The organism is Vibrio sp. 970 (genome assembly GCF_033339075.1).
Genome location: NZ_JAWOTW010000405.1, coordinates 1 through 650, shown reverse-complemented (window position 1 = coordinate 650; position 650 = coordinate 1). Strand labels below are relative to the sequence as shown.

The 650-nt window shown below is 46.2% G+C and carries 1 protein-coding gene; it reads left to right on the top strand.

Going from position 1 to position 650, the window contains the following annotated elements:
• A partial coding sequence (locus R7Q11_RS26975) for a helicase-related protein (RefSeq protein WP_405532520.1) occupies positions 1–650 on the top strand: 650 nt, incomplete at both ends.

Sequence of the window (650 nt, the reverse complement as noted above, 5' to 3'; positions counted from 1 at the left end):
CAAATACTTGGTGAATGTCTCTGTGTTGACCACCGGGTTTGACGCGCCTCATGTGGATTTGATTGCCATCTTGCGCCCCACAGAGTCGGTCAGCTTATATCAACAAATTGTTGGACGAGGCTTGCGTTTATCGGAAGGCAAAAATGAATGTCTGGTACTCGATTACGCGGGTAACAGCTACGATTTGTATCAGCCAGAAGTAGGAGATCCAAAACCCGACTCCACCAGCGAGATCATTACTATTCCTTGCCCTGCTTGCGGATTTAACAACAATTTCTGGGGCAAATTGGACAGCAATGGCTTTTTACTCGAACACTTTGGCCGACGCTGCCAAGGTTACTTTGAAGATGAAGACACGGGCGAACGCGAACATTGTGGCTACCGTTTTCGTGCCAAATATTGCGGCGAATGTGGCGCAGATAATGATATTGCCGCTCGTATATGCCATGAATGTGATGCAACATTGGTCGACCCAGATAAGAAACTGAAAGAAGCACTGAATTTGAAAGACGCACTGATCTTCGAGTGCACAGAAATGGACTTGTCCGTGTTCAAATCAAATGACGGCAAATCACAGCTCAAAGTCACGTATTCTGGGGAACCATACCAAGGCGAAGGTCATGCATTAGTTCATGAGTTTTGGTCATTAA